The following is a 22,846-nucleotide window of genomic DNA, read 5'->3' on the forward strand; positions in this document are numbered from 1 at the left end:
TGCGTAGCAATCCTTCGATCCTGTCATATAATATAAGTATAGAGCACTGTCGGTATCATTTTAGAAAGAACGGAAATCTGCAGAACTCTCATACAGTTCGTGAATCAGAGAAACCAGTTCGGAGACGAAATCGGCGGTTCGGTCCATCTTGTCGTGCGCCACATTGAATTCTACAATATCACATGCGATCACGGGAAGTGCAGGCAGAAGTGTGCGGAACATTTCCATAACTTCCGCCTGATTGAATCCACCGGGAACCGGTACGGATACGCCCGGAATCAGTTCTGGATCCATGGAATCAATGTCAAAACTGATATGAACAGCGGACAGGTGCGAAAATCGGCCGATTATTTCGGTCAGACACTGGGAAAGACCCTTGGCACGAACCGCGCCCCATGTATAATAGCGTATGTGAAGCTGATCCAGAAAAACTTTCTCCGGCGGATCGATGTCGCGAAGCCCGATCATGATGATATTTTCAGGTTTTAGTTTCGGTTGTTCGTCCAGAAAATGGGTCAGACGTTTCTCGCCCATACCAAGCAGTGCGGCAACCGGCATGCCGTGAATATTGCCGGTTACAGTTGTCTCATCCGTATTGATGTCCGGATGGGCGTCAATCCAGAGAAGGCCGGTATCGCCGCCTGAGGTACGGCGGGTATATACACTGGAAGCGGAGACGGAGCCCATGGCCGCGCTGTGATCTCCTGCGATAAAAAGTGGGGTATCCCCTTTGGAAAGTACCTCATATCCATAGGAAGCAATGCTCTCGCAAGTGGCAGCGACGCTGTTCAGATTTTTGAGCTGAAGCAGCCCCTCTTCCTCTTTCTTGATTTCCGGGATGAGAGGAAACTGTAAATTAGGATAATGTGCGTTTAAGTACGCAAGACTTCGAATCAGTCCGGTGTCACCAACCCCTAGGTGAATCGGACACCCATACATGTGCAACATAAAAACCTCCATAACAAAAGGACAGTATGTCCTGCTGATAGAAGTATAGCAAATTGGAAGCAGAAACACAAGGGGCGAAGGTTTGTTAGAAAAGAGGTTTTGTATGAAGCTTGTAAATCTGACAGGACAATTGGAATATGCGGTGCTTAGGGCCCCATGCCCGCTTGCAGAGATTGAGATTACCGGAATCTCTTATGATTCCAGAGAGACGAAAGAGGGAGAACTGTTTGTATGTCTGGCGGGGAGCAGGGATGACGGCCACCGGCATATCAGTGAGGCACGCATAAGAGGCGCCGTGGCAGTTCTTGTAGAGAAGCTGGTGCTGGATAAAGAAATTCTGCATATTCCTGAGGGGATGGCGGTTCTCCTTGTGAAGGACACGAGGGAAGCATTGGCTTATATCAGCGCTGCGTATTTTCAATATCCGGCCAGAAAGCTGAAGGTAATTGGTGTGACCGGAACCAAGGGGAAAACGACAGTTGCCAGCCTGATTTTTCAGATGCTGGAGGCACTCGGACATCGGGCGGCGCTGATGGGCACGATCGGGACCGTGATCGGAGAAATGCAGATCCCGGAGAAGAATACAACGTATGAATCCTTTACCATTCACCAGTATTTTGATAAAATGGTAGAAATGGGATGCGAATATGCAGTCATGGAAGTATCTTCGCAGGGAATCAAGTGGAAACGGATCGAAGGAATTGAATTTGAAATTGGTATTTTTACCAATTTTGGAGAAGATCATGTGGGAGCGCATGAGCACGCAAGTATTGCGGAATATCGGTATTATAAATCTTGTCTGTTTCGTCATTGCAGGATTGGAATCGGCAATCTGGACGACCGGAATTGCGGATTTATGTTTAAAAGAGCAACCTGCAGAAAATATGGTTTCACCACAATGCGGGACGGCGGAGATCATATACTTGCTGCATCCGGAATTTCGTTTGGAATGGAAGAAGAGGGCCCTGTGAGCAGATTTACGGCGGATGGGACAGAATTTACTATGGAGATGCCGGGAATGTTTAATGTCTATAATGCGCTGGCAGCGCTTCAGGCAATCCGGTGCCTGGATCTTGATATCAGCCAGGCAGCAGAGACGCTTAGAAAAGCGCATGTAAAAGGAAGAATGGAGAGAATCCTCGTTGAAAAAAACATCGCTTGCTATATAGATTATGCGCACAATGCGATGAGTCTCCAGTGTGTGCTTACGACGCTGAAAGTGTATCAGCCCGGAAGAATCCTGCTGGTATTCGGGTGTGGAGGAGAAAGGGCTGCCTCACGCAGACTGGAGATGGGAAAAGTGGCAGGACGGCTGGCGGATATGACGATCATCACGTCAGATAATCCCCGGGAGGAAGAACCGATGCAGATCATTCGGGAGATTCTAGAAGGGATGGAAATGACAAAGGGAATGTATCTGGTAGAAGAAGACCGGAAAAAAGCGGTTTCGCTGGCAATTTCCATGGCGGAACCGGGAGATATCCTTGTCATTGCCGGAAAGGGACATGAGTCCTATCAGGAAATCGGTTCGATGCGGTATCATATGGATGACAGGGAACTTGTGCTCGAAGCAATCAAAAAAAGACATCAGACAGAAAGTGAAGAAAAATAGGATGTATGCAGATATTATCATAGATATTACAAATGAAAAACTGGATCGGATCTTCCAATATCGGGTACCGGAATGGCTGGAACAAGTTCTGCATGTCGGTATGGAAGTCGTGGTTCCTTTTGGAAGAGGAAATCATGAAAGGCATGGATATGTGGTTGGTTTTTCAGAAACATGTGACTATGAACCGGATAAGATGAAAGAAATACTAAGACCTGCAGAGAAAAGTGTAGCAATTGAATCGCATCTTGTAGAACTTGCGGCCTGGATGAAGGAACAGTATGGAGGGACCATGATTCAGGCACTTCGGACGGTTCTGCCAATCAAGAAAACAGAAAAAGCCAAACAACAGAGGATCATAAGAAGGCTGATTTCTGTGGAGGAGGGACGTGCGAGGCTGGAGGAATACCGGCACAAGAATCAGAAGGCGAGAGCACGGCTGATGGAGGCACTTCTGGATGATGAAGAAATTGATGCGTCGCTAGTCATGAAAAAACTGAATATCACACAGGAAGTAGTGCGCGCGTTGGAGAAACAGAATGTACTGGAAGTCTATTCAGAGCAGATCTACCGAAATCCGGTCAAGAAGACGGAGAGGGAAGAAAAGACCGTTGTGTACACAGAGGCGCAGAAGGCAGCCATTGAGACATTCCGGGAAGATTACCGGAAAAAGGATTATCACACCTATCTGCTGTACGGGATCACGGGAAGCGGGAAGACAGAAGTATATATGGAAATGATCCGGGAAGTGGTAGCTGGCGGCAGGCAGGCAATCGTGCTGATTCCGGAGATCGCACTGACGTATCAGACCGTCATGCGGTTCTGCCGCCGGTTCGGAAGCAGGGTTTCGATCATGAATTCCCGACTTTCGCCGGGGGAGCGGTATGACCAGATGATGCGTGCGAAGAATGGGGAACTGGATGTGATGATCGGACCGAGATCAGCCCTTTTCACACCATTTCCCGATCTTGGCCTGATCGTGATCGATGAGGAGCATGAGTCGGCTTACAAAAGTGAACAGGTTCCCCGGTATCATGCCAGAGAGACTGCGGAAGAGCGAGCAAGGCTGGAAGGAGCAAGTGTCGTGCTTGGTTCGGCCACTCCGTCACTGGAAGCATTTTACCGATGTCGGAAAGGAAAGTATCGTATGCTGGAGCTTCCCGGCCGGACAGAAGGAAGTCTGCTTCCGACGGTGGATGTGGTGGATATGCGTGAGGAAATGTCGGCAGGAAACCGGTCCATTCTCAGCGACCGGCTGCACAGCCTGATGGAGGACCGGCTGAAAAAAGGAGAGCAGATAATGCTTTTCCTGAATCGGAGAGGATATGCAGGATTCCTTTCTTGCAGGTCTTGCGGATATGTAGTAAAATGTCCTCATTGTGATGTTTCACTTGCAATTCATAAAAACGGCAGGATGGTCTGCCATTATTGCGGGTACGAGCGGGCACAGGTAAAGGTATGTCCTTCCTGCGGGTCGCCCCATATCGGTGGTTTCCGCGCAGGTACGCAGCAGATCGAGGAACTGGTGAAACGGGAATTTCCGGAAGCAAGGGTGCTCAGAATGGATCTGGATACCACCCGCAGCAAGGAAGGACATGAGAAGATTCTGTCGGCATTTGCCGGAGAAGAGGCAGATATCTTGATCGGCACGCAGATGATCGTGAAAGGACATGATTTTCCCAACGTTACTCTTGTGGGTATTCTGGCGGCAGATATGTCTCTGTATTCGGACGATTACCGTTCGGCGGAGCGAACCTTTGAACTGCTCACGCAGGCGGCGGGAAGAGCCGGAAGAGGACACAAAAAAGGGGAAGTCGTGATCCAGACTTATAGTCCGGATCATTACAGCATCCAGACTGCGGCCAGGCAGGATTACAGAGCATTCTATGAGGAAGAGATGAATTACCGGGAACTCATGGGGTATCCACCGGCAGAACATCTGCTGGCGGTATTGCTTTCCGGTGAAGATGAAGCACTTCTGGAAAAAGGTGCACATTATCTGAAGGAGTATGCGCTCCGTGTGTCCAGAGGAACCCGTTCTAAGATTATCGGCCCCGCCAGTCCTTATGTGGGAAAAGTGAAAGATGTGTACCGCAGAGTGCTGTATATTAAGGATGAATCTGGCAATGTGCTGGTTGGAATTAAAAATAAAATGGAACAATATATTGAGGTCAACAGTGGATTTGCAAAGATGAGGATTCAGTTCGATTTTGACCCGATGAACGTATTTTAATGAGAAGTGGAGGATGTAAAATGGCAATCAGAACAATCAGAGAAATGGGAGATGACGTATTAACAAAGGTTTGTAAGGAAGTCCCGAAGATGACACTTCGGACAAGGATCCTGATCGAGGATATGTTGGACACAATGTACCAGGCAGCCGGAGTGGGACTTGCGGCACCGCAGGTGGGAATTCTGAAACGAATCGTCGTGATCGATGTAGGAGAAGGACCGATCGTGATGATTAATCCGGAGATTCTGGAGACTTCCGGAGAGCAGACCGGAGAAGAAGGATGCTTAAGTGTTCCGGGAAAAGCCGGTGTGGTAACCAGACCGAATTATGTGAAGGCACGGGCACTTAATGAAAACATGGAAGAGTATATCATTGAAGGTGAGGAACTTCTGGCGAGAGCAATCTGCCATGAACTGGATCATCTGGATGGGCACCTTTATGTGGAAAAGGTTGAGGGAGAGCTGCACGATACGAATTATGAAGAAGAATAGGAAACTTGTATCATTCGATGAAAAGAAGGAGGATTGAAATGAGAATTATATTTATGGGAACTCCTGATTTTTCGGTCGGGACACTGGAGGCGCTGGTCGAGGCCGGTCATGAAGTGGTTCTTGCGGTCACACAGCCGGACAAGCCGAAGGGACGAGGAAAGGAAATGCAGTTCACACCTGTGAAGGAATGTGCGCTGAGACACGGGATTCCGGTATTCCAGCCGAAAAAAGTGCGTGATCCCGAGTGTGTGGAAGAGCTAAAGAAATATCAGGCGGATGTCTGTGTTGTAATCGCATTTGGACAGATTTTGCCGAAAGAAATTCTGGAAATGACCCCATATGGGTGTATCAATGTTCATGCATCCTTGCTCCCGAGCTATCGGGGAGCAGCGCCGATCCAGTGGGCTGTCATCCGGGGAGAAAAAATATCCGGTGTGACGACCATGCAGATGGATGAAGGTCTTGATACCGGAGACATGCTGGAAAAGACCGAGATTATTCTGGATGAGAAAGAAACCGGGGGCAGCCTGCACGACAAGCTTGCCGAGGCAGGGGCAAAGCTCTGTGTTCATACACTGGACAAATTGGTCCAAGGGGACTTGACGCCACAGAAACAGGGGGAGAGTCCGACGGAATACGCAAGAATGCTGGATAAAAAGCTGGGTGATATCAACTGGGAACAGTCCGCGGTTGAGATTGAACGGCTGATCCGGGGACTGAATCCGTGGCCGAGCGCCTATACAGACTGGAATGGGAAAACGATGAAGATCTGGGAAGCAGACGCGGTACCGGGAGAAAATACAGAAAAAGCTCCGGGCACGATTACGGATGTGACGAAAGATGATTTTGCCGTGCAGACCGGAGACGGTCAGCTGCGCGTGCGTGCGCTTCAGATTCCGGGGAAAAAGCGGATGGAAGCAGATGCCTTTTTAAGAGGGTATCAGGTAAAAGTGGGGGAGCATTTGGGATAAGGAGGAATTAGTGTGTATTATCCAATGTATTTTGATTCAACCTATGTACTTGTTTTGATCGGAGTGGTTCTTTGTATGGCCGCTTCTGCGAAAGTGAATTCGACTTATGCAAAATTCAGCCGCGTAAGGAACCATGCGGGGATCACCGGGGCAATGGCTGCCCAACAGATTCTTAGACAGTCTGGGATTTACGACGTCCGTGTGGAACGAGTTTCAGGAAAATTGACCGATCACTATGATCCGTCCAATAAGGTACTCAGACTTTCTGATTCTACGTATGGTTCCACATCGGTTGCAGCTTTAGGGGTAGCTGCCCATGAATGCGGACATGCCATTCAGCACGCGACCCATTATGCACCTTTGAGTATCCGGGGGGCGTTGGTGCCGGTGGCAAATTTCGGATCCAGTATTTCATGGCCTCTGATCATTGTCGGCCTGTTTATGCGCGGGGATATGGCGGCTTTTCTGATCAATATCGGAATACTGCTGTTCTCTGCGGCTGTACTGTTCCAGATCGTTACGCTTCCGGTTGAAATCAATGCTTCCAGAAGAGCAATGAATATTCTGGAAGGGACAGGGATGTTGTATCCGGATGAGGCAGGTAAGGCAAGATCGGTACTTCGCGCAGCGGCGCTCACTTATGTGGCAAGCGCAGCATCTGCGATCCTGCAGCTTCTGCGTTTATTGATCCTTACGAGAGGACGAAGAAACGATGACTAAAGAAATCAGTGAAAGAGAGCTTGCGCTGGCGGTTCTGCTGGAGATAGAACGCGGCGAAAAGAGTCATATCGCGCTTAGACAGGTGCTGGAAAAGTATCAGTATCTGGGAAAACAGGAACGTGCCTTCCTCACCAGATTGTGTGAGGGGACGACGGAGAGAAGGATAGAACTGGATTATATTATCAATCAGTTTTCAAAAGTTAAAACTGATAAGATGAAACCGGTTATCCGTAATCTTTTAAGGTGTGCGGTTTACCAGATGGAATATATGGATCAGGTGCCTACAAGTGCGGCGTGCAATGAAGCGGTCAACCTGGCGGTAAAAAAGGGATTCAAGAGCTTGAAGGGATTTGTAAATGGCGTGCTTCGCAACATTGCGAGAAATCTGGAGAAAATTTCATATCCAGATGAGAATAACACAGCGGAATACTTTTCGATAAAATATTCGATGCCGCTATGGATCGTGGAACAGTGGCTGGCTGATTATGGAAAGGAACAGACCGAGCAGATTCTGCAGAGTTTCTATCTGGAACGTCCGACAACGATCCGGGTGAATGAAAATAGAATGTCACGAGCGGAACTGAAAAAGAAGTTGGAAGAAGAAGGGGTGACAGTGGAAGAACATTCACAGGTCGCCTCTGCACTCTTGATTTCCGGATATGATTATCTCGGAGCGCTCGAGAGCTTTCGAAACGGAGCATTTCAGGTGCAGGATGCTGCTTCGATCCTGGTGGCAGAAAGTGCCGGGATCAAGAATGGTGATTACGTGATCGATGTGTGTGCGGCTCCCGGAGGGAAAGCCCTTCATGCAGCACAGCTTCTGGAAGGAAGCGGACACGTGGAGGCGCGGGATCTGACGGAGAATAAGGTGGAACTGATCCGGGAAAATATCTGCCGTATGGGATTTGAAAATGTTGAAGCTATTCAGCAGGATGCAACGGTGTACGATGCTGCATCGGCACTGAAAGCGGATGTCCTGATCGCTGATCTGCCGTGTTCCGGTCTCGGAGTTCTCGGAAAGAAAACAGATCTGAAGTATAAGATGACACCGGAACAGGAGAAGGAGCTCGCAGAGTTGCAGAGAGAAATTCTGGCTGCGGTTCATGATTATGTGAAGCCGGGAGGGACGCTGGTCTACAGTACCTGCACGATCTGGCGGTCAGAAAATGAAGAAAATACGAGATGGTTTCTGGAATGTTTTCCGGAATATTCGTTGGAAAATGAAAAGCAGATTTTCCCGTCCAGAGAAACGGACGGATTCTATATTGCCGTGCTGAAACGCAGGGCGGGAGGACAGTAGAATGGAAGAAATGCTACAATCAAAAAAGGATATTGCTTCGTTCACGCTGGATGAATTGAAAAATGAGATGAAAGAGATTGGGGAAAAACCGTTTCGCGCCGGTCAGATTTACGAGTGGCTTCACAAAAAGCTTGCAGATCGCTTTGATGAGATGACGAATTTATCGCTTTCACTCAGAGAAAAGCTGGATCAGAATTATGAGATCCGAAAAGTGGAGATGGTGCGGCGACAGATCTCGAAAATCGATGGGACAAACAAGTTCCTTTTCTGCCTGCAGGATGGCAACATGGTGGAGAGCGTGCTGATGAAATATAAGCACGGGAATTCTGTCTGTATTTCGTCACAGGTGGGATGCCGTATGGGATGCCGTTTCTGCGCGTCTACGCTGGATGGCCTGGAGAGGAATCTGACACCTTCGGAAATGCTGCGCCAGATTTACCAGATTCAGAAGATCAGCGGGGAGAGAGTTTCCAATATTGTTATCATGGGAACGGGAGAACCGCTGGATAATTATGACAATTTCCTGAAGTTTATTCATATGATTAGTGATGAACATGGATTAAATATCAGTCAAAGAAATATCACTGCTTCAACTTGCGGAATTGTGCCGAATATTTACCGGCTCGCGGATGAGAAACTTCAGATCACACTGGCTCTTTCCCTGCACGGCTCTACGCAGGAAAAGAGGAAAAGTCTGATGCCGGTGGCAAATAAATATGATTTGGAAGAAGTACTGAGGGCATGTGACGATTATTTTCGGAAAACCGGGCGAAGGATCACATTTGAATACAGCCTGGTTCACGGAGTTAATGATACGGAAGAAGACGCAGGCGAACTGATCCGGATTTTGAAGGATAGAAACTGCCATTTGAATCTGATTCCGGTGAATCCGATCAAGGAGCGAAATTACGAGAAACCGGATAAAAAAAGTGCCGCGAAATTTAAAAATAAGCTTGAAAAAAGCGGGATAAATGTTACTATAAGAAGAGAAATGGGCTCTGATATAGACGGGGCATGTGGACAGTTGAGACGTAAGACAATGCGAGGAGTATGATTATGAAGATATTTTCCATGACAGACGTGGGAAGAAAACGCGAAATTAATCAGGATTATGTGTTTGCTACTGATGAGCCGCTTGGAGTACTGCCGAATCTTCTGGTTGTGGCAGACGGAATGGGTGGACATAAAGCGGGAGATTTTGCTTCCAAATATACGGTGGAGGTTCTGGAGGAGGAACTGAAGCATACATTAAAAGAAGGACCGGAGGAAGTGTTGCTTGATGCTGTACAGACAGCGAATCACAAGTTGATTGAAGCGGCGGGCAAGGATATCAAACTGGAAGGTATGGGAACTACGCTCGTTGTGGCGACGGTGATCGATCATACACTTTACTTTGTTAACGTTGGTGACAGCCGTCTGTATTTGATCAACAAAGATATCAGACAGTTATCCAGAGATCATTCTCTGGTTGAAGAGATGGTAAGACTTGGCGGGATTAATGAAGAAGAGGCAAGGAACCATCCGGATAAGAACATCATCACAAGAGCAATTGGTGTGAAGGAGAACGTGGAGGCGGATTTCTTTGAATTCAGCCTGAAAAAGGGAGACACGATTCTTATGTGTACCGATGGACTATGCAATATGGTGGATGATGAAGAGATTTTTGCAATTATTAAGGGGGCAAGAGATATTGTTGAGGCGGGGCGCACTTTGATCGACCGCGCCAATGAAAATGGGGGAAAGGACAATATCGGTGTCGTTTTGGCACAGCCATTTTCTAATGAGGTGAGTATATGGTAAAAGATGGTATTTTCCTGAGCAACCGCTACGAGGTGCTGAGTAAGATCGGCGCTGGCGGTATGGCGGATGTTTACAAGGGACGCGACTGCATGCTGAACCGGTATGTGGCGATCAAGGTATTGAAGAAAGAGTATAGAGAAGATGAGAATTTTGTAAGGAAATTCCGCTCGGAAGCTCAGGCTGCGGCAGGACTTCAGAATCCGAATATTGTCAATGTTTATGATGTGGGTGAAGACCGGGGACTTTACTATATGGTAATGGAGCTGGTGGAAGGAATTACATTAAAAGAATATATACAGAAAAAAGGAAGGCTGTCCAACAAAGAGGTTCTCAGTATTTCGATCCAGATGTGTACCGGAATTGAAGCGGCACACAAGCATGAGATCATTCATCGGGATATCAAACCGCAGAATATCATTATTTCCAAAGAAGGAAAGGTAAAAGTAACTGATTTTGGTATTGCAAAGGCAGTATCTTCTCATACCGTCACTTCCAGTGCGATGGGATCGGTACATTATGTTTCACCGGAACAGGCACGTGGCGGCTTCTGTGATGCGAAGAGCGACATATATTCAGTCGGTATTACGATGTATGAGATGGCAACCGGAAAAGTCCCGTTTGACGGGGATTCTACCGTGGCGGTGGCCATGAAGCATCTTCAGGAAACGATGACGCCTCCTTCTGAGATTGTGCCAAGTGTTTCGCCTGCTCTTGAAAAAATCATTTTAAAATGTACGCAGAAGAGCCCGGAGAGAAGATATCAGAATATCAGTCTTCTGATTCAGGATCTGAAGCGGGCGCTGGTGGATCCGGACGGCAGGTTTGTGGATATGGGGCAGGCCTATGATGACGGCAACACCGTCATGATCTCCCAGGAAGAGATGGGGCGTATCCGGAACGGACGTGGTTATGACGAGTATGATGAAGAGTCCTACGATGACGAATACGGCGAAGAAGACGAATCGTACGGTGATGATTATGATGATGATGGGTACGATGACGAGGAAGAAGAGAAATACAGAAGCCGGAAGGGCAGCAGGAGCAATGATGTCAATCCAAGAATGAATAAGATGATGAAGATCCTCACGATCGTAGTCGCTGTGATCATTGTTTTCATTCTGATCTTCGTGATCGGCAAAGCGGCCGGTGTATTTAAATTCGGACCGGGAACAGAAGCAGTGGAAACGGATAGTAAGAATATTGAGGTTCCAAAGCTGGTTGGCGAGAATAAAGAAGTGGCTGATGAGATGTGCAGTAAGCATAATCTCGTGATGGAAGTAGTGAGCAAGGAGAATTCGGATAAATATCCGGAGAATACAGTGATCCGGCAGAGTATTGAAGCCGGCGAAAAGGTTGCAAAGAAGACCGTGATCGAGGTCGTGATCAGTTCAGGAGAGAAGGAAGTTACGATTGAGAGCGTCGAGGGAATGGATGAAGATGCGGCAAAGAAGACGCTGAAGGCACAGGGATTCACAGATTTTTCAGTGGATTCTGAATACAGTGACAAGTGGGAAAATGGTGTGGTGATCGGAACGAATCCGGCAGCAGGAGAAAAAGTGACGGTTGATACCAAGATCACACTGATCGTCAGCAAGGGCGCCCAGAAGAAGGATGTTCCGGACCTGAGGGGCAAGACCGTATCTGAGGCACAGAAACTGCTTGCAAGTGCAGGTCTTGAAGATGGTGGCAGCAGTGAGCAGTACAGTGACAAGTATGAAGCAGGCCTCATCATTTCCCAGTCCGTGACACCGGGAAGTAAGGTGAGCTCCGGTACATCGGTAAGCTATGTGGTCAGCAAAGGGAAGAAACCGGCTGATCAGGTGAAGGTTCCGTCTGTAACCGGTAAAGGTCTGGCCGATGCAATCAGTGCACTTTCGGCAAGAGGACTTTTCTATGAGGAAGTGACACAGACCAGTGATCAACCTTCCGGAACCGTTATCTCGGTAGAGCCGGGAGAAGGAACCTCTGTTGATATCGGTTCTACGGTCAAACTGTATGTAAGTGACGGAAGCGGTGGAAACCCCGATGAAGGCAGCGACGATGAGACTCAGCAGTAGGAAGCTAAAGAAAATGATAGAAGGAACTGTTTTATGCAGGGAAGAATTATAAAAGGAATTGCAGGATTCTACTACGTTTATGACGTAGTAGAATTCGCTGTTTATGAATGCAAGGCGAAGGGGATTTTCCGTAAAGAGAAAATAAAACCGCTGGTGGGAGATCTGGTAGAATATGAAGTCCTTGACAAAGAAGAAGGAACCGGAAATATCACGAAAATACTTCCGAGAAAGAGTGAACTGATTCGGCCTGCGGTTGCGAACATTGATCAGGCACTGGTTGTGTTTGCAGTGACAAAGCCGAAACCGCACTTCAATCTTCTGGATCGGTTTCTGGTAATGATGGAACGACAGGAGATGTCCGTCGTGATCTGCTTTAACAAGCAGGATCTTGCAGGAGAAGAGGAAATAGCAGAATTAAAGGCAACTTATGAATCATGCGGATACCGGGTTATCTTTACGAGTGCTTATAAAGAAGAAAATATTCAGGAAATCAAAGCGGTGTTGAAAGGGAAGATAACGGCTGTGGCCGGACCTTCGGGGGTGGGTAAATCTTCCTTGATCAATTGCCTGCAGGAGAACATCAACATGGAGACAGGGAGCATCAGCCGGAAGATTGAGCGCGGGAAACATACGACACGCCATTCCGAACTGATTCCTGTGGATGAAGATTCATATATCATGGATACACCGGGTTTTTCTTCGCTGTATACCAATGATTTTGAAAAAGAAGAACTGAAATCGTATTTTCCGGAATTCAGGGAATATGAAGGGACATGCAGATTCCTCGGATGTAATCATGTGAGCGAGCCGGGGTGTATGGTCAAGAATGCGCTGGAAGAAGGGAACATTCACCGGACAAGATACAACGATTATCTGGAGATGTATTGTGAACTGGAACAAAAGGAGAAAAGGAGATATTAAAAATGGAATATGTATTGTCACCTTCCATTTTGTCGGCAGATTTTGCCGTACTTGGAGATGAAATTCAAAAAACAGAGAGTGAAGGAGCGAAATATCTGCATTTTGACGTGATGGACGGAGTCTTTGTGCCGAGTATTTCTTTTGGAATGCCGGTCCTCAAATCTGTCAGAAAAGTGACCGGACAAGTTCTGGATGTACACCTGATGATCACAGAACCGATCCGTTATGTAGAAGAATTTGCAAAGTCAGGGGCAGATATCATCACCATTCATTATGAGGCATGTAAAGATGTGAGAGCAACACTCGCGAAAATACGCGAACTGGGGGTAAAGACAGGAATTTCCATTTGCCCTGAGACACCCGAGACGGTGCTGGAGGAGTTCATCGGAGAAGCAGATATGTTTCTTGTCATGACCGTTCATCCGGGCTTCGGCGGGCAGAAACTGATTCCGGAGACTCTTGATAAAGTTCGGAGACTGAGAAACATGCTGGAAGAAAAAGGAACAGAAACCGACATTCAGGTGGATGGCGGTGTTCATCTGGGCAATGTCCGCGAAATCCTTGATGCAGGAGCCAATGTTCTGGTGGCCGGTTCTGCAGTATTTAAAGGTGACGCGGCTGCAAATACAAGGGAATTTATGGAGAGTTTAAGAAGCTATGAGTAAAACCGTGATTATCACAGGGGGAGCACTGGACGAGGGGTTCGTAGAAAAGATACTTGGCGAAAACGAGGGAGCCTGCATAATCGGTGTGGACAGAGGTGTAGAGTATTTATATCACAATCAGATCATGCCGCAGTATATTGTGGGAGATTTCGACAGCATCGATCCTGAAGTCATCAAATACTACAAAGAAGAGACACATGTGCCGGTACGGGAATATAACCCGATCAAAGACGCGTCCGACACAGAAATCGCCATCCGGTTCGGAATCACATTGGGAAGCAAAGAAATCATCATTCTCGGCGCGACCGGCGGAAGGATCGATCACCTCTGGGCCAATGTCCAGTCACTGTATGTTGCCTGCCAGGCAGGAGTAGAAGCATACATACTGGACGAAAAAAATAAAATACGGGTAATCGATAAACCGTGTGTCCTGAAAAAATCAGAAGCATACGGAAAATATCTGTCCATTTTCTCACTCTCGGGAGAAGTGTTCGACCTGAATCTGAAAGGAACAAAATGGCCGCTCAGCCACCATACTCTGAAGCCATGTGACAGCCTGACTGTAAGCAATCAATTTAAAGAAGATAAGGTGGAAATTGAATTCACGTCCGGAGTGCTGGTGGTGATGGAGACCCGGGACTAGTGGGGACGGTTCTTCTGCCACGACCAGTGCCCTTTGGTCACTAGTGCGCTGGCATTAGGACTGTTGATGGGAAATAATTCGGTCAATCACACCGCGAGGTGTCCCGGTAAGGCGGTTTAACTGCCGAATCGAGATGCCTCTTTTATGTAATAAAACAATCGTATCCAGTAATCTGAGAACAAAGGCTGTGTCGGTTAATCCGCCCGTCCTTCCGGTATAGTCGTTATAACTGCTCCATTGATAACCGGATCCGGGGGATTTCTCCAGCCCGGCTTTGGCAGGATTATAATGAATATAGCGAAGTACAGTCAACAGAGCGTTATCCGAATCAACAGGTTCACTAAAATAGTGGCAATCTTGAACAAAACCGGTACGATCATATTTGGCGTTGAACCAACAGGCGTAAGGTGTGTTTATGTGACGGAATATAGATTCAAGTGAAACGGTGGCCGGGTGGTGAAGAAGCAGATGAACGTGATTTGACATCAAACAGTATGCGTAAATCTCAAATTTAAATTGATCTTTAAAGTATTCTAAAATATCCAGATATTTTAAATAATCTTTGGATTCTTCGAAAAGTAGTTGCCTGTCGGTTCTTTTGATTACTACATGATAAGTCTGAGTAGATGATTTTTTTCGTGCATGTCTTGTCAATAAAAATCCCTCCAAGCTGATATTTGATTATTTGAAACGAAAAACGGGTGAAAATTAGGAATGTTAATCAAAATTAAAATTGAAAAGAACGGATGTTTCATGAAACTTGTGTTTCCGATAATTCTATAATATAGCTTTTTGAAGAAAAGTAAAGAGTAAAATATTGAGTTTTTTTTATTTCTGTGGTAGCATTTACACGTCAAATATTTTTGATTATTATTAAATTAAGTAATATTTTGGGGAATATGCAAACAATAGCGCACCAAAGGGCGCTGCTCGTGGCAAAAGAAACGTCCCTGCAAAGGAGAAAATTATGAAATTAGGAATCGTAGGATTACCAAACGTAGGAAAAAGTACACTTTTCAACTCACTGACCAAAGCCGGTGCAGAGTCTGCGAACTATCCGTTCTGTACGATTGACCCGAACGTGGGTGTTGTTACCGTTCCGGACGAGCGCCTGAACGTCCTCGGGGAAATGTACCACACAAAGAAGATCATCCCGGCAGCGATTGAATTTGTAGACATCGCCGGCCTGGTAAAAGGTGCATCCAAAGGAGAGGGACTTGGCAATCAGTTCCTTGCCAATATCCGTGAGGTGGATGCGATTGTTCATGTTGTGAGATGTTTTGAGGACAGCAACATTGTACATGTAGACGGAAGCATTAACCCGCTCCGTGATATTGAAACGATCAATCTGGAATTGATTTTTTCGGATCTGGAAATATTGGAAAGAAGAATTTCGAAAGCTGTTCGCGCTGCGAGAAATGATAAGATGGTTGCGAAAGAACTTGCTCTTATGGAGCGAATCAAGGCGCATCTGGAGGAAGGAAAGCTTGCTAAGACTTTTGACGGGGTTCAGGATGAGGACGAGCAGGCATGGCTGGAAAGCTACAATCTTCTGACTTACAAACCGGTAATTTTTGCGGCAAATGTGAAAGAAGATGATCTCGCGGATGACGGTGCTTCGAATGCAGGAGTGCAGAGTGTGCGTAAATATGCGGCAAATGAGAACTGTGAAGTGTTTGTGGTTTGTGCACAGATTGAGCAGGAGATCGCGGAGCTTGAGGATGATGAGAAGAAAATGTTTCTTGAGGATCTGGGACTTAAAGAATCCGGACTGGAGAAACTGATCAAGGCAAGTTACAGTCTTCTTGGACTGATTAGTTATTTGACGGCCGGGGAGCCGGAAGTGCGTGCATGGACGATCAAGAAAGGAACAAAAGCGCCGCAGGCGGCAGGCAAGATCCATTCTGATTTTGAGCGTGGATTCATCCGGGCGGAGATTGTCTCCTATGATGATCTGATGGCTTGCGGTACGTACAATGCAGCAAAGGAGAAGGGACTTGTCAGACTGGAAGGCAAGGAATACGTGGTTCAGGATGGCGATATCATTTTGTTCCGGTTTAATGTATAATCAATTAGTAAATTTAAAATATCAGGGGTAGTATAACGAAAGAAAGAAGGGGATAATATGTCAGAAGCAATCATCTTTCCTCATTTGGGAATTGAATTGAAACATGTGGGCAGAGCAGTTTCGATTTTAGGATTTGATATCGCATATTATGGAATCATTATTGCAGCCGCTATACTTATAGGCACGCTTATTACCGTGCTGATTGCGAGGTATACGGGACAGAATCCGGAGGATTATCTGGATCTTGCGGTATTTGCAGTGATATTCGGAATCATCGGCGCCAGGTTGTTTTATGTAGCTTTTTCGTGGGAGCTGTATAAGGATCATCCGCTGAGTATTTTTAATATTCGTCAAGGAGGCCTCGCTCTTTACGGAGGACTGATCGCGGCGGTTATAACGGTTTTTATATTTGCATGGATCAAGAAGCTGTCGGCAGCCGAGATGCTGGATACCGCCTGTGTAGGACTTCTGGTTGGTCAAATGTTGGGGCGCTGGGGAAATTTCTTTAACCGTGAAGCGTTCGGAGAATATACGGATGGGTTATTTGCGATGATGTTACCGATCGATTCGGTTAGAGTTGCCGATGTGACAGACCGCATGAGAAATCACATTGAATTGATTGATGAGGTCCGATTCATTCAGGCACATCCGACGTTCCTTTACGAGTCTTTCTGGTGCCTTTTGGTTCTGATTGTGATTTTTTTCTATTATTCATACAGGAAGTTTGAAGGCGAATTATTCCTGGTATATCTGTTCGGATACGGGATAGGCAGAATGTGGATCGAGGGAATTCGCACAGATCAACTGACTGTTACCGGACTGGAACTCCCGGTGTCACAGATTCTATCCGGGCTTCTTGCGGTGGCGGCGTTGATTCTGATTGTTTACAACAGACAGCAGGATGATAAAACGAGACTGCGGAGAATGCGCGAAAAGGAAGCTAAGAAAAATGCGAAAAATGCAAGGAAGATGTTTCACGGGAAATAAAACAGAGTACGTCCGGTTGGTGTATCCGAAAAGGAACAATCTTCGATGAATAACTACTGGACTTTTGAAAATCAACAGACTATAATAAATATATATGTTAAATAATTGGCATAAATAAGGAGGAAACAAGAAATGGCAAGAGCAATGAAGACCATGGATGGTAACCATGCAGCCGCTCATGCATCGTATGCATACACAGACGTAGCTGCTATTTACCCAATCACCCCTTCATCCGTAATGGCTGAGGCAACAGATGAATGGGCTACTCAAGGAAGAAAGAATATTTTTGGACAGACTGTTCAGGTAACTGAAATGCAGTCTGAAGCAGGTGCAGCCGGAACAGTTCACGGTTCCCTGTCAGCAGGTGCGCTTACAACAACTTACACAGCTTCTCAGGGCTTACTTCTTATGATTCCTAACTTATATAAGATCGCTGGTGAGCAGCTTCCGGGTGTATTTAACGTATCTGCCCGTGCTATCGCAAGCCATGCATTATCAATCTTCGGAGATCACTCAGACGTATATGCATGCCGTCAGACAGGATGCGCTATGCTGTGTGAATCCAGTGTACAGGAAGTAATGGACTTAACACCGGTTGCTCACTGTGCAGCAATCAAAGGACGTATTCCTTTCATCAACTTCTTCGACGGATTCCGTACTTCTCATGAGATTCAGAAAATCGAGACATGGGATTACGAAGATCTGGAAGATCTGGTAGATAAGGATGCAATTGATGCTTTCCGTAAGCATGCTCTCAATCCAAATCATCCTTGCCAGAGAGGTTCTGCTCAGAACCCGGATATCTTCTTCCAGGCTCGTGAAGCATGTAACCCGTTCTACGATGCTATGCCGGCAATCGTACAGGAATACATGGACAAAGTAAATGAAAAGATCGGAACAAATTACAAACTGTTCAACTACCATGGAGCAGAAGACGCTGAAAGCGTGATCGTAGCTATGGGATCTGTTTGTGATACGATCGACGAGACAATTGATTACTTACTTGCTCAGGGCAAGAAAGTCGGTGTTGTTAAAGTTCGTCTTTACAGACCGTTCTGCGCTCAGGCCCTGATCGATGCAATTCCGGATACTGTTAAATACATCAACGTATTAGACAGAACAAAAGAACCTGGTGCTCAGGGAGAACCTCTGTACCTTGATGTTGTTGCAGCATTAAAGGGAAGCAAATTCGACGGCGTTAAGATCAATTCCGGACGTTACGGATTAGGTTCTAAAGATACAACACCGGCTCAGATCGTAGCTGTATTCGAGAACGAAGCAAAATCACTGTTCACAATTGGTATCGTTGATGATGTGACAGGACTTTCTCTTGAAGTTGGTGCTCCTCTGGTTACTACTCCGGAAGGAACAATCAACTGTAAGTTCTGGGGACTTGGAGCTGACGGAACTGTTGGTGCCAACAAGAACTCCATCAAGATCATCGGTGACAACACGGATATGTATGCACAGGCTTACTTTGATTATGACTCAAAGAAATCAGGCGGTGTAACAATGTCTCACCTTCGTTTCGGTAAGAAACCGATTAAGTCTACTTACCTGATTCATAAGGCAAACTTTGTTGCATGCCATAATCCGTCTTATGTAAATAAATACAACATGGTTCAGGAACTTGTTGACGGCGGTACATTCCTTCTGAACTGTCCATGGAATGCAGAAGAGCTTGACAAGCATCTTCCGGGACAGGTGAAAGCATTCATCGCTAACCACGGAATCAAGTTCTACACCATTGATGGAATCAAGATCGGTAAAGAAATCGGACTTGGCGGACGTATTAACACCGTTCTTCAGTCAGCATTCTTCAAACTGGCTAACATCATTCCGGAAGAAGAAGCAATCGACCTGATGAAGAAAGCAGCAAAAGCTACTTACGGCAAGAAGGGTGATAAGATCGTTCAGATGAACTACGATGCAATCGAAGCAGGTGCTAAACAGGTTCATGAAGTAGAAGTTCCGGAAAGCTGGAAAGACTGCGCAGATGAGGGATTATTCACACCGGAAGTTAAGGGTGGAAGAGAAGACGCTGTTTCATTCGTTAAGAATATTCAGGCTAAAGTTAACGCTCAGGAAGGTTACTCTCTGCCGGTATCTGCATTCACAGAATATGTAGATGGTTCTACACCGTCCGGTACTGCAGCATACGAGAAACGTGGTATCGCAGTAGATATCCCGGTATGGAAACCGGAAAACTGTATCCAGTGTAACCGTTGTGCATATGTATGTCCGCACGCTGTAATCCGTCCGGTAGCACTTACAGAAGAAGAAGCTGCAAAAGCACCGGAAGGAATCAAGACAATCGATATGATCGGTATGCCGGGACTGAAGTTCACAATGACTGTTTCAGCATATGACTGTACAGGATGTGGCTCATGTGCTAACGTTTGTCCAGGAAAGAAGGGTGAAAAAGCTCTTGTTATGGAAAACATGGAAGCAAACGCAGGCGAACAGGTATACTTCGACTTTGGTACAGAAATCGAAGTGAAACCGGAAGTTGTTGCTAAATTCAAAGAAAATACCGTTAAAGGTTCTCAGTTCAAACAGCCGCTTCTTGAATTCTCAGGAGCTTGTGCAGGATGTGGTGAGACACCATACGCTAAATTAGTTACACAGTTATTCGGTGACAGAATGTACATCGCTAACGCAACAGGATGTTCTTCCATCTGGGGTAACTCTTCACCGTCTACACCATACACAGTAAACTCTAAGGGACAGGGACCTGCATGGTCTAACTCATTGTTCGAGGACGCTGCTGAGTTTGGTTACGGTATGTTATTAGCTCAGAAAGCATTAAGAGAAGGCCTGAAAGCGAAAGTTGAAGCTGTCGCAGCATCAGAAGGATGCAGTGAAGAAGCAAAAGCTGCTTGCCAGGAATGGTTAGATACCTACTCATGCGGAGTTACAAACGGAACAGCTACAGATAAATTAGTTGCAGCATTAGAAGGATGCGATTGTGAATTATGCAAAGATATCGTTAATAATAAGGATTTCCTTGCTAAGAAATCGCAGTGGATCTTCGGTGGTGACGGATGGGCTTACGATATCGGATTCGGCGGTGTTGACCATGTTCTTGCAAGTGGAAAAGACATCAACATCATGGTATTCGATACAGAAGTTTACTCTAACACAGGCGGACAGTCTTCTAAGGCTACCAAGACCGGCGCAATCGCTCAGTTCGCAGCAGGCGGAAAAGAAGTTAAGAAGAAAGATCTTGCTTCTATCGCAATGAGCTACGGCTATGTATACGTTGCACAGATCGCTATGGGTGCTGACTTCAACCAGACTGTAAAAGCGATCTCTGAAGCAGAAGCATATCCGGGACCGTCTCTGATTATTGCTTACGCTCCATGTATCAACCATGGTATCAAGAAAGGTATGAGCAAAGCTCAGACAGAAGAAGCTTTAGCAGTAGAATGCGGATACTGGAACAACTTCCGTTACAATCCGGCTGCAGAAGGCGCTAAGTTCACTCTTGACAGCAAGGAGCCTAAGATGGAAGGATACAAAGACTTCCTGAACGGAGAAGTTCGTTACAACGCATTAGCAAGATTCAATCCTGAAAAAGCAGAAGTAATGTTCGCTAAGAATGAAGCTGAAGCAAAAGCAAGATATGAATATCTGAAGAAACTGGTTACTCTGTACGGAGAAGACTAGGACACCGAAAAATAAGTTTCTGATACATTGACGCAGGATGATTGTTTCATATGCAAGGAGGAATGAGGCGTAGCGGTGACTACGTCGATTGACGACAACACTGCAGATGAAACAATCAGACAAGTCAAGGTGTCAGTTACTTATTATTCGGTGTACTAGGATAAATAAAGGATAAAAAAAACGGCATGGCCTTAGGGCTGTGCCGTTTTTTGGATAAGACAGACGTTTCGAGTGATCTGGGTATTTTCTGAGAAAACGCGCCGTCTTACTCTGGAGGGAGCGGAAGTGATTGGTGTGTATGAGGCAAAGCCAACCCCATCAGGTCTTACCCGCAATATTGTCCAATGCCTGGAAGACTATGGAATTCCGCTTCATTTGTCCAGTACGGTGACCCGTGTATTCGGAGACAGTCGTCTGACTGCCGTGGAGATCTCTAAAGTCAATGATAAGATGGAACCGATTGCAGGAACAGAAGAAATTGTGGAGTGTGATACGCTGATCCTTTCTGTGGGGCTGATACCGGAGAATGAAATTGCAGGTTCACTGGGAATACCAATGGATATGCATACGAAAGGGCCGGTTTGTGATGAGCATTTTATGACTGAAAAAGAAGGAATATTCTGCTGTGGAAATGCGCTCCATGTCAATGATCTTGTGGATTATGTGACAGAGAGCGGGATCGCTGCGGGAAAGGCAGCTGCCGTCTATGAAAAGAAAAAACGGGAATACTTAGAACTGGAGGCGGGAGATTCCCTGCAGTATGTTGTACCACAGAGGATCGAAAAGAGCGCTGGAACGGAAAAGATCGTTCTTTATTTCCGAAGCAGAGCAGAGATGGAGGAAGCGGTATTTACCTGCCTTTCAGGAGACAAAATTCTGTATGAAAAAAGGTTCCGCAATCTCAAACCTCCGAAAATGTTCCGGTCGTGCCGGTGAAAGTCTCTGCGGAGATTCCAAAAGAAAGAATATTTGATGTGATGAAGGAAATCAGTAAAGTGCAGGTGACAGAGCCGCTCGGTACGGGGGATATCGTGATTGAAAATGTACTGGGGCTGGGCGTCGATGTCGTGATAACGAGTGACCTGATGAAAGGAGAAGTGTAACATGAGTAAACCATATAAAGGATTTGAACCCAAATGGGTAAAAGAGGCTGCGCCGAAAGACAGTTATCGTTCCATTTTCCGTTGGGGCGATCCGGATTTTGTGAAATATCCGAAAGAGTCGCTGTACAAAATGATGAAAGAAAAATTTAAAATGACGGATGCGGATTTCCAGCAGTACGATGGCAGTATCGGTATGGAGAAGGTCGTACTTGATCAGCCGTCCCGCCTTGCTACGGAGCATATTGAAGCACTGAAGAAGATTGTTGGGGAAAAGTATGTCACGACAGAGGACTACCCGAGACTGGCAGTTGCTTATGGAAAGACCGGATACGATGCAATCCGTCTCAGAAGACATCAGATCGATTCGCTGCCCGATGCAGTTGTTTATCCGGATACGACTGAGCAGGTGGAACAGATCGTGGCATACTGTACAGAACACAAGATCCCACTGTATGTATATGGCGGGGGCAGCAGTGTGACAAGAGGTGTGGAGCCGACTCTGGGAGGAATTTCGCTGGATATGAGGCTCCGGTTCAATAAGGTCCTCAAATTTAACAAGATATAGCAAGAATTCTCCCACCTCTTTAGGTGGCGAGATGAATTGCAAAAAAATACGAGAGAACACTTGTTCTAATGTGCCGGATGTGGTACAATATAATCA

At 46.3% G+C, this 22,846-nt stretch carries 20 protein-coding genes; 18 read left to right on the forward strand and 2 right to left on the reverse strand.

The features are described 5' to 3' along the window. Nucleotides 1-60: 60 nt before the first annotated feature. Entirely contained in the window at nt 61-948 is an 888-nt protein-coding gene (locus ACTNBR_RS12425) for an arginase (protein WP_427820389.1), read from the reverse strand. A gap of 103 nt (nt 949-1,051) precedes the next feature. Here ACTNBR_RS12425 and ACTNBR_RS12430 point away from each other — a divergent pair, with 103 nt between their 5' ends. From ACTNBR_RS12430 to ACTNBR_RS12485, 12 genes are read left to right on the forward strand one after another with little or no spacing between them, the layout of a single operon-like run. Further along, nucleotides 1,052-2,560, forward strand: coding sequence for a UDP-N-acetylmuramoyl-L-alanyl-D-glutamate--2,6-diaminopimelate ligase (locus tag ACTNBR_RS12430; RefSeq protein WP_441018492.1), 1,509 nt, complete (start codon nt 1,052-1,054; stop codon nt 2,558-2,560). Between the two features lies 1 nt (nt 2,561). Beyond that, on the forward strand, nt 2,562-4,790 hold the full coding sequence (priA, locus tag ACTNBR_RS12435; protein ID WP_441018510.1) for a replication restart helicase PriA: 2,229 nt from the start codon (nt 2,562-2,564) through the stop codon (nt 4,788-4,790). A gap of 20 nt (nt 4,791-4,810) precedes the next feature. After that, nucleotides 4,811-5,281, forward strand: coding sequence for a peptide deformylase (def, locus tag ACTNBR_RS12440; protein WP_427808256.1), 471 nt, complete (start codon nt 4,811-4,813; stop codon nt 5,279-5,281). Between the two features lie 38 nt (nt 5,282-5,319). Then, entirely contained in the window at nt 5,320-6,252 is a 933-nt protein-coding gene (gene fmt / locus ACTNBR_RS12445) for a methionyl-tRNA formyltransferase (protein WP_427808258.1), read from the forward strand. Nucleotides 6,253-6,276: 24 nt separating this feature from the next. Next, complete coding sequence (locus tag ACTNBR_RS12450) at nt 6,277-6,972, forward strand: zinc metallopeptidase (RefSeq protein WP_427808284.1); 696 nt, start codon at nt 6,277-6,279, stop codon at nt 6,970-6,972. Beyond that, nucleotides 6,965-8,272 carry a 16S rRNA (cytosine(967)-C(5))-methyltransferase RsmB gene (rsmB, locus tag ACTNBR_RS12455; protein WP_427808260.1) on the forward strand — a complete coding sequence of 436 codons (1,308 nt, stop codon included), beginning with the start codon at nt 6,965-6,967 and terminating at the stop codon, nt 8,270-8,272. The genes ACTNBR_RS12450 and rsmB overlap by 8 nt, the downstream gene beginning before the upstream one ends. Before the next feature lie 10 nt (nt 8,273-8,282). Then, complete coding sequence (gene rlmN, locus ACTNBR_RS12460; protein WP_427808286.1) at nt 8,283-9,326, forward strand: 23S rRNA (adenine(2503)-C(2))-methyltransferase RlmN; 1,044 nt, start codon at nt 8,283-8,285, stop codon at nt 9,324-9,326. A gap of 2 nt (nt 9,327-9,328) precedes the next feature. Further along, nucleotides 9,329-10,072 carry a Stp1/IreP family PP2C-type Ser/Thr phosphatase gene (locus ACTNBR_RS12465; RefSeq protein ID WP_427808262.1) on the forward strand — a complete coding sequence of 248 codons (744 nt, stop codon included), beginning with the start codon at nt 9,329-9,331 and terminating at the stop codon, nt 10,070-10,072. Next, nucleotides 10,066-12,129 (forward strand): Stk1 family PASTA domain-containing Ser/Thr kinase, encoded by a 2,064-nt coding sequence (pknB, locus tag ACTNBR_RS12470; RefSeq protein ID WP_441018494.1) that lies wholly within the window; start codon nt 10,066-10,068, stop codon nt 12,127-12,129. Before ACTNBR_RS12465 ends, pknB begins: the two co-directional genes overlap by 7 nt. Before the next feature lie 33 nt (nt 12,130-12,162). Beyond that, nucleotides 12,163-13,050, forward strand: a complete 888-nt coding sequence (rsgA, locus tag ACTNBR_RS12475; RefSeq protein ID WP_441018496.1) for a ribosome small subunit-dependent GTPase A — start codon at nt 12,163-12,165, stop codon at nt 13,048-13,050. A gap of 2 nt (nt 13,051-13,052) precedes the next feature. Beyond that, entirely contained in the window at nt 13,053-13,715 is a 663-nt protein-coding gene (gene rpe, locus ACTNBR_RS12480; RefSeq protein WP_441018498.1) for a ribulose-phosphate 3-epimerase, read from the forward strand. After that, nucleotides 13,708-14,358, forward strand: coding sequence for a thiamine diphosphokinase (locus tag ACTNBR_RS12485; protein WP_441018500.1), 651 nt, complete (start codon nt 13,708-13,710; stop codon nt 14,356-14,358). Before rpe ends, ACTNBR_RS12485 begins: the two co-directional genes overlap by 8 nt. 54 nt (nt 14,359-14,412) lie before the next feature. Here the strand turns inward: ACTNBR_RS12485 and ACTNBR_RS12490 are convergent, their stop codons facing one another. After that, on the reverse strand, nt 14,413-15,012 hold the full coding sequence (locus ACTNBR_RS12490) for a transposase (protein WP_441018502.1): 600 nt from the start codon (nt 15,010-15,012) through the stop codon (nt 14,413-14,415). A gap of 313 nt (nt 15,013-15,325) precedes the next feature. On the opposite strand from ACTNBR_RS12490, the gene ychF reads away from it, so the two are divergent. The 6 genes from ychF (at nt 15,326) to ACTNBR_RS12520 (ending at nt 22,750) form a co-directional block, all read left to right on the forward strand. Further along, nucleotides 15,326-16,426 (forward strand): redox-regulated ATPase YchF, encoded by a 1,101-nt coding sequence (ychF, locus tag ACTNBR_RS12495; protein ID WP_427808274.1) that lies wholly within the window; start codon nt 15,326-15,328, stop codon nt 16,424-16,426. Between the two features lie 57 nt (nt 16,427-16,483). After that, nucleotides 16,484-17,413 carry a prolipoprotein diacylglyceryl transferase gene (gene lgt / locus ACTNBR_RS12500; protein WP_441018504.1) on the forward strand — a complete coding sequence of 310 codons (930 nt, stop codon included), beginning with the start codon at nt 16,484-16,486 and terminating at the stop codon, nt 17,411-17,413. A gap of 132 nt (nt 17,414-17,545) precedes the next feature. Next, nucleotides 17,546-21,082 carry a pyruvate:ferredoxin (flavodoxin) oxidoreductase gene (gene nifJ / locus ACTNBR_RS12505; protein ID WP_427820411.1) on the forward strand — a complete coding sequence of 1,179 codons (3,537 nt, stop codon included), beginning with the start codon at nt 17,546-17,548 and terminating at the stop codon, nt 21,080-21,082. A gap of 285 nt (nt 21,083-21,367) precedes the next feature. Further along, complete coding sequence (locus tag ACTNBR_RS12510; RefSeq protein ID WP_441029705.1) at nt 21,368-22,018, forward strand: NAD(P)/FAD-dependent oxidoreductase; 651 nt, start codon at nt 21,368-21,370, stop codon at nt 22,016-22,018. After that, nucleotides 22,009-22,185, forward strand: a complete 177-nt coding sequence (locus ACTNBR_RS12515) for a DUF1667 domain-containing protein (RefSeq protein ID WP_441018508.1) — start codon at nt 22,009-22,011, stop codon at nt 22,183-22,185. Before ACTNBR_RS12510 ends, ACTNBR_RS12515 begins: the two co-directional genes overlap by 10 nt. 1 nt (nt 22,186) lies before the next feature. After that, nucleotides 22,187-22,750 (forward strand): FAD-binding oxidoreductase, encoded by a 564-nt coding sequence (locus ACTNBR_RS12520; protein WP_427808282.1) that lies wholly within the window; start codon nt 22,187-22,189, stop codon nt 22,748-22,750. Nucleotides 22,751-22,846 lie beyond the last annotated feature (96 nt).

Source organism: Bariatricus sp. HCP28S3_F11, assembly GCF_052065395.1.
Taxonomy (GTDB): domain Bacteria; phylum Bacillota; class Clostridia; order Lachnospirales; family Lachnospiraceae; genus Allocoprococcus.